The organism is Dellaglioa sp. CoH-56-MRSF-14, from assembly GCF_056782115.1.
Genome location: NZ_JBXAYB010000015.1, coordinates 1 through 573 on the forward strand (window position 1 = coordinate 1; position 573 = coordinate 573).

At 49.7% G+C, this 573-nt stretch carries 1 protein-coding gene; it reads right to left on the minus strand.

The genetic code is table 11. The features are described from left to right. Nucleotides 1-94: 94 nt before the first annotated feature. Nucleotides 95-439, minus strand: a complete 345-nt coding sequence (locus AC1RPX_RS07605) for a GPW/gp25 family protein (RefSeq protein ID WP_481763305.1) — start codon at nt 437-439, stop codon at nt 95-97. Nucleotides 440-573 lie beyond the last annotated feature (134 nt).

Consider the following 573-nt stretch of genomic DNA (forward strand, 5'->3'; position numbering starts at 1 on the left):
GTGGTAAGGTAGTTTTGAAACTGGGAAACGAATTGATCAACGTCGGCTGTCAAGTCCGCCAGAACGAGCTTATTAGTATCTGCCATGTTGAACCTTATGATTGGTTGGCGGTGACGGAAAATGCTGCAACCAGCGGACCTGATTGAGTATCAAGGTTTAGGTTCAGGTTGTAAGCAATCCGAATCTGATAGCCGGGCAGCGACATGTCGGGCTTGACCCATGTGTTGCTCATGTCGAGCTGAATGCGGGGTTCCCAGCGGGCTATCGCCTGAATGAAGCCGACCTGAATCTTATCCGCAGTGTTTTGATCGATTGGTTCCTGTAGATAAGTGAGAAGGGAGGCCCCATACTCCGGCTGGAATATACGGGCTCGTGCCCCTATCTGACATGAGAACAGGTTGTACAACGAGTTGTTGATGGCCAGTACGTCAGGCAGCAAATCGGGGTTAGTGTCCAGCGTAAACTTCGACTACGCATCGACCCATACGGCACCCCGCGTATCAAGCTGATATGCTGTTGGTGTAGTCATGTTGAGTTCTCCTTACCATTAAATTTAGATTTGAGGGATAGGAG